5 protein-coding genes and 1 pseudogene are annotated in these 6,678 nt (G+C 58.9%); 2 read left to right on the forward strand and 4 right to left on the reverse strand.

Annotation, left to right across the window (positions count from 1 at the left end; translation table 11 throughout):
- The first annotated feature begins 1,089 nt into the window (after positions 1-1,089).
- Complete coding sequence (locus AC1DS5_RS24845; protein ID WP_477720916.1) at positions 1,090-1,377, forward strand: IS3 family transposase; 288 nt, start codon at positions 1,090-1,092, stop codon at positions 1,375-1,377.
- A gap of 518 nt (positions 1,378-1,895) precedes the next feature.
- Here AC1DS5_RS24845 and AC1DS5_RS24850 read toward each other — a convergent pair.
- The gene (locus AC1DS5_RS24850; protein WP_477720912.1) at positions 1,896-3,245 is read right to left on the reverse strand and encodes an MmgE/PrpD family protein; all 1,350 of its coding nucleotides are present in this window, start codon (positions 3,243-3,245) and stop codon (positions 1,896-1,898) included.
- A gap of 171 nt (positions 3,246-3,416) precedes the next feature.
- Here AC1DS5_RS24850 and AC1DS5_RS24855 point away from each other — a divergent pair, with 171 nt between their 5' ends.
- The gene (locus AC1DS5_RS24855; protein WP_477720913.1) at positions 3,417-4,367 is read left to right on the forward strand and encodes an NAD(P)-dependent oxidoreductase; all 951 of its coding nucleotides are present in this window, start codon (positions 3,417-3,419) and stop codon (positions 4,365-4,367) included.
- A gap of 240 nt (positions 4,368-4,607) precedes the next feature.
- On the opposite strand, the gene AC1DS5_RS24860 is transcribed toward AC1DS5_RS24855, so the two are convergent.
- From AC1DS5_RS24860 to AC1DS5_RS24870, 3 genes and pseudogenes are all read right to left on the reverse strand, one after another.
- Positions 4,608-5,381, reverse strand: a complete 774-nt coding sequence (locus tag AC1DS5_RS24860; protein ID WP_477720914.1) for an isochorismatase family protein — start codon at positions 5,379-5,381, stop codon at positions 4,608-4,610.
- Between the two features lie 227 nt (positions 5,382-5,608).
- Positions 5,609-6,358 carry an SDR family oxidoreductase gene (locus AC1DS5_RS24865; RefSeq protein ID WP_477720915.1) on the reverse strand — a complete coding sequence of 250 codons (750 nt, stop codon included), beginning with the start codon at positions 6,356-6,358 and terminating at the stop codon, positions 5,609-5,611.
- Positions 6,358-6,678, reverse strand: a pseudogene (locus AC1DS5_RS24870) (hypothetical protein); the annotation flags it as partial. The pseudogene AC1DS5_RS24870 and the gene AC1DS5_RS24865, both read right to left, overlap by 1 nt.

Below are 6,678 nucleotides of genomic sequence, written 5' to 3' on the forward strand. Positions count from 1 at the left end.
TTTCTCCGCGAATGCGGGAGTCGCGACAGCAGCCGCACCAAGTGCGACGACTGCGGCAAACCGCACGATTAATGTAGATATCATCCTCGTTCTCCTAATGAAAGTCATGATCCTCGTTGCCCCCACCCACGCCGCTCTTTCACATTGTCCTTAGCCTATACCGTTCGACCGCCTCGCCGCCCACAGTTCAAACCTCGCGCGGCATGAATTTGCGAGGATCGTAGACATGAGCCGGCTCGTCTGCTCGGTAGCGGCCACGACGCACACCTCATCAGTTATATCCTTCTCGTTGTCGAGCTCGAAGCGCGGGGTTGACAACTTAACCGCATGTTCTGTGCCAGGCAATTCATGTGCCTGCGTGTGCTGTGTGCCCCTCAACGTCTTTGACCATTTCACTGCAAGCTTCATGCGACGCACTCATTCCACCGTATGCCCGGACACGGAGTCAACTTAGTGTATGTATTCTTAAAAGACACTCCTGGACCTGAATGTATTCCGGAGGCACATCCTTGCAAAGAATGCGGACTTTGGCGAGACACCGACCTGAGACCCAAGCCACGAACCGAAGTTGACCCCATTTCACAGACACCTTATGGTTCTCAAAGAAGGAGTCCTAGACGTCCAAATACCGAACGGCGTACAGGTCGGAGTTTCGCCAGCTACTCGTGGATTTGGTGCATGCAGGGCGCAGTGCCAACGGTGTGCCCAAGGAGTTCGGCCTGCACGCGACCACAGTAGCCAAGTGGGTGCGACTGAGCTCAATGGGCACGTCAGCGGCGGTGCCTCCGCCCAGAAGTAATGTCCCGCAAGGGCCGCTGAATGCGATTGAACGTCAGGAGCTTGTCGAACTGCGCCGCAAATTGCGTCAGGTACAGATGGAGCGAGACATATGGCAAAGGCTACGGCTTGGTTTGCCAGTAAAAGCGAGAAGGCGTCCACGACGTCTACGAACTCGTGAAAGCAAATGAGGCCGTTCTACCCCTGCGCGCCCAGTGTGAAACCCTGAAGGTCTCCACCAGCGGGGACTAGGACTGGCGCGCTCGCCTCATCAGCAAACGTGCCTAGGCCAATACGAGTTTAAACGAGCACATTCGCACGGCCCACCGCGCCAGCGACGAGACTTACGGCATAGTCCGTATTCGTGCCGAGTTGACTGACACGGGCATTGTCGCCAGTCACAAACGCATTACCCGCTTGGTGCGGGCAATGCACATCCAAGGCGTGAGCAGCAGACAAGCCTGGTGCGCGACCACCGAGCGCAACAAGCGCCAGCGCCCGGCGTCCGATCTGATGAACCGGGTGTTTGCGGCCAAGGACATCAATGAACTTTGGGTGACCGACATGACGTATGTGCCCATGTGGGAAGACGTTTTGTAGCTGGCGGTGGCCACCGATATCCACAGCCGTTAGGTGGTGGGCTAGCCTTTGGGGTTCAGATGACGGCAGACCTTGTCATCGCAGCGCTCAACATGGCTTTGCACACCCCGCAGACCTGAACCGGTCATTCACCATTCCGACAGGGCAGCCAGTACACAGCATCGCCTTTGGCAACCGGTACAAGGAAATGGGTGTTCGACCTTCGATGAGCAGCGTCGGCGATGCCTATAACAACGCCATGGCCGACAGCTTTTTTTGCCAGGCTGGACTGTGAACTTATTGCCCGACGCAGCTGGAAACCCAAGACCGAGGCACGCCTGGCCATATTCACCTGGATTGAGAGTTGGTACAAACCGCACCGGAGGCACTCCGGCTTGAACTATCTGTCACCAATAACTTCGAAAGGAAACATCAGGGGAAAATCATCAGCACCGAAACCCAGACAATTTCTGAGCTTCATTGAAGGAGCTCAAACTGTCCGTGGAGACGGGTCAAGTCCAAACCGCCGGATGCGTTCGTCAGCTGAAGGGAATCGTGAGGGACAGGATTTCCGCGATGTTCGCCGAGCTCTCGATCGTCCATATCTTATCGACGAGCGCTGTCCGAGCACCGCGCGAGATCCGCGACGCTGCCAAAGATTCGAACTTGCTTTCGAGCTCTGCGTCGGTGAGCGGTCGCTCAAGTCCACCGCGGGCGTGCTTCACGTCGATTGTGTGCTCGCGTGCGTCGGTGGTCCTGAGCGTAATCCGGGCCGCTTCGACGCCAAGTGTCGGGTCGACCCTAAGGACGATCTTTCGGCGGAGGACGCCTACCCGCGGGTCCTGCACACGCGCATCGGTGAAGGAGGTCGAATCCGGCTCGCCAAAAAGCAAGGTCACGGCGGCCGCATGTTGCGCGCTCACCTGCGCCTCCCGACCTGAAGATATTTCTGGTCGATCCGCACGCTGCGCAAGTAACGGGCTCCCGGTGATGAGGACCTGCTCGATGTGATCGAGATCCGTCTCCGTGGCTTCACGCAAGGCCAAGCAACCGTCTATGATCGGATTGATCACAACGCCGCAGGGATAGGGCTTGTATGCATTCTTTGTAAGCTCCCAGCTCTCGCCGAGCCCGGTCACAATCGCTTCCATGTCGGCAATATCCGCCATGACCGCTAGAAGTCCCTGGGGACCCTCGATCGAATGCGGCGGTGCGGTGAAGCCACTCTGTGCCAGCAGCGCGCTCCACAACCCGTTTCGGCTGGCGTTGCCGATGCTGATGCTCTTCGCCATGGTCCCGAGGCATTCTACGAGGCCTGCAGATTGTGTTGCGGCATTGCCGAGCGCGTACACGGTCCTTACTTCGTCTAGTCCTAGCGCCTTGCTGGCCGCGCCAGCTGAGCCCAGAATGCCGCAGGTCGCGGTGATGTGCCAGCCTTTGCGGTAGTGCATAGGTGAGATTGCGTTGCCGATTCGGCATTCCACCTCCACGCCGACAGCGAAAGCCGTCAGTAATTCTTCGCCGGTCATCTTTTTCCGCTCCCCCAGCGCGAGCAGAGTTGGGGCAACGGGCGCGGTGGGGTGAATCACGGTACGGATGTGAGTGTCATCAAAGTCCGCAATGTTCGCACTCGCCGCATTTAGAAAACTTGCGCTTAGCGTATCGATCCGCTCTGAACGACCAATGATAGTTGCTTGGGATCCGCCGCTGAACTCGGAAAGGGACGCGATGGCTAAATCTATGGCCGGCTCGCGGCAGCCTCCAATAGCGGTTCCGAAAAAATTGAGAATGGCTCGCTTGCCTTCGTGTCTCACTTCCTTCGGGACATCTTCCCAACGGGTGTGCGAGATGAATTGGGCAAGACGTTGCGTTATGTTGTAATGATTCACGGCTGTATCCATGGCAAATGCATTCGCGGCAATCTCATCACTACATCGCCATGCCGCGCAAAAGGCTGCGCTGACCGACGCAATTCTAATGCCACAGACATCCAGGATGCTGATGTCGGCCCGGATCTTGCTCTTGCTATACCGAGAAACATGACAAACCTCGGGGGACTTATGAGTGGTACTTCTTTAGCGTTCGTTGGTACAGGCACTTTCGGCTCGCCAATGGCAGCGTGTCTGCTTCAGGCCGGCTTTACCTTGACTGTGACGGACAAGCGCCGAGAGGCCGCCGAATCTTTGCTTGCCAACGGCGCACTTTGGGCCGACAGCGCGGCCCAAGCGGCCGCAGCTGCCGATATAGTCTTCACTTGCCTGCCGAGCCAAGCCGCCATCGAGGAGGTTTACTTCGGACCAGCAGGCATCCTGGCCATGCGAAAGCCGCGTTGTGTTGTCGACCTTTCCACAAGCGGGCCCGAAGCGGCCGAGCGCATTGCCTCCTCGCTTTCTGCCGCAGGCGTTGCTTTCGTTGATGCGCCAGTCACCGGCGGATTAGCTCTAGCCAAAGAGGGTTCCCTTACAGTCATTGCTTCGGGAGCACCAGCGGCCATTGAGCAAGCCCGCTCCGCCCTGAATGCCATCGGCTCGCGTTTGTTCATCGTCGGTCCAACGCCCGGCCAGGCCCAAAAAGTCAAGCTGATCAACAATATGCTGAACTATACGGCGTTGGCCGCGACTTCAGAGGCAGTCGTTCTAGGTGCGAAAGCGGGAATCGAACCAGGCTTGCTTATTCAGGTGATTAATGCCGGGTCGGGGCGGAATTCTGCGACGGAGTCGAAGTTTCCTACGGCCGTCCTGCCACGGAGTTTCAACTACGGCGCGTCGCACCAGATCGTTTACAAGGATCTCTCGCTTGTCTTAGCCCTCGCGGACAATCTGAAGGTTCCGACCCCCATCGCCAGCCATGTGTTCCAGCTCTGGCGTACTTGGATGCGTGATCACGGTGATGAGGATTTCACAACCATCGTGAAAATGTTTGAGGATTGGTCGGGAGTACAGCTTGGGGTGAATGATTCAGACAATAAGTGTCTCAGTAAAGACATTGGCGTCCAATCCGACGATACTTGATGCGGTTGCTGAAGTGGCTCCGATCGTCTGAACGCGCTACGGGATTGAGATAAGCGCAGCCCCTTTTCAGGCTCCCAGCGTGACCCGCGGCACGACCCGTTCCAGCGGACCAAGGAACTCGCGCTTGCGCGCGCGCCTGGAGTTCAATTCGAGGTCGAGCCTGTATAGCTTCATGTGATCGATGGTGCAAGCTCGTGCTCGTTCTCGCGGAAGAGGCTGCGCGAGGTTTTGCGGGTCTCCCTAAAAGTTCGGCGCGAGCTTGGTCTTCTGGGCGGGTGCCGCGCCCTTTGGCAGGTCGAACATTCCGCTCGGAAGGCTGTCCAGGAAGGCGAGCACCTCCGAGGTCTTCACCACGTCGGCATATTTGGCGTGCATGTCGCAAAGGTTAATGGCATGGCTCGCCTGCGCGCGGTCGAAACAGCCTTCCTCGGCGACGGCGACGCGATAATTGAGGCTGAATGCGTCAAGCACGGTCGCGCGCACGCAGCCCGAGGTGGTGGTGCCGGTCACGATCACGCTGTCGCAACCGAGCAGGGTCAGATAGCTCGCCAGGTTGGTACCAAAGAAGCCCGACGGCTTCTGCTTCAGTACGACTATGTCCTGCGGCGCCGGAGCGATGTCGGCAACGATCTCGTTGCCGTCAAGGCTGGTGCCAGACTTGCTGGCAGTGTCCTCGCTGAATCGGCCGTCCTTCCAGTTCCAGCTGCCGCCGTCCCAATTGTCGTCACGCCTCACGCCGGTCGTATGAATCACCGGCACACCCTTGCCATGGCACTTGTCGATAAGCGACTTAATATAAGGGATCGCCACCCATGCGTCCTCACCACATGAAGTGTGCCAGCGCTTGATCGATTCGAGAATCGGCGTAGCACGCTCGTCGCAGAAGGCGTAGCTCACGTCGATGACGAGCAGCGCCGGCCGTTTGCCGAAGCCGCCGCACGCGCCGAAGCCGGATGCCGCGAATACCGCCTTGTCTTGCTCGGTGAGGAATTTGTTCCAGATTGGTTCTAGCATGGTTTGTTCTCTCCGGGTTTCTGCTTATTGAAATATATCCGACTGTGCCGTCACAAGCTTGCGCGCAGTCGACGAGCTCTTCGTACTTGACGTCGCTCTTGAGCATGCTGGCCTCGCGCACGACACTGCTGGTGGCCTAAGCTTCCTCGCTGATCATGCCGCCCTTGCTCCACATCTCGTCGTTGAAGGTGCCGCGTTGCGGCGCAGTGGTCGGCATGTCTGCCACGTCATACTCGCCAGCGTGCGCCGGCATCCACGTCGATCACCGTTCCCGAGATGTAGGCAGCGGAGTCAGAGGCCAAGAACCACGCGCACTCGGCAATCTCGTCGGCGCGCGCCATGCGCTTGAATGGTAAGTCCTGCAGCAGCGCTTGGTAGGCCTCCCTGCCTTTCCCAGCCGCCAAATCCGCCGTGCGCGGCGTGGCAGTGAGCCCGGGGTTGATGCCCACAACGCGTACGCTCCAGTCCACCGACTGAGCGCCTAGCGCCTGCGTCAACGCGATCAATGCCGCGTTTGCGGTCACGGTCATGATGGTTTTGGGGTTTGGCCGCACGCCGGCAGTGCCGATGATATTGACGATAACACCGCCGCCCGCTTGGCGCATGCGTTCGCAGGCCAGGCGACATGCCTCGATCGAGCCCAGCACCTTGTCTGACCACACGCCGCGCCACTCCTGCGGTTGTGATTCGAGCAACGCGCGGCGCGGTATGCTGCCAGCCGCGTTGATCAGCACGTCGATGCGAGGTGGCGCGGTCAGCGCGCGCGCCAAAGAGTCCCCATTGTCGAGATGACACTCGACCGGGAAGGTCGGCGCGCCGGTCTTGGCCGTGATATCCCGACCAATTTCCGTCAGTCGAGTCAGGTCGCGGCCGAGCAGATACACTGCACAGCCGCCCGCTGCAAACCGCTGCGCGAGGGCCTGCCCGAGCCCGCCCGCCGCGCCGATAACGGCCACATGGCGCTTTGCTGAATTCATCAAGACACTCCTCTTATCGGCTGCATCCTCACTGTGTATGGGTGCAAGTCTGTCAACGGCGTACTCCGGCCCACAAGCCCGTCGTAAACGGTGACGCCCATGAAGCGGAGACCCTCAGTGCCTTGGCTCGGTTGACCGGTAGTAAGCGGCACGTCGCTCGCCGTCATACCGACACGAAGTACTTTCTCCGCGAATGCGGGAGTCGCGACAGCAGCCGCACCAAGTGCGACGACTGCGGCAAACCGCACGATTAATGTAGATATCATCCTCGTTCTCCTAATGAAAGTCATGATCCTCGTTGCCCCCACCCACGCCGCTCT

It is taken from the genome of Polaromonas sp. P4_H1 (assembly GCF_056400945.1).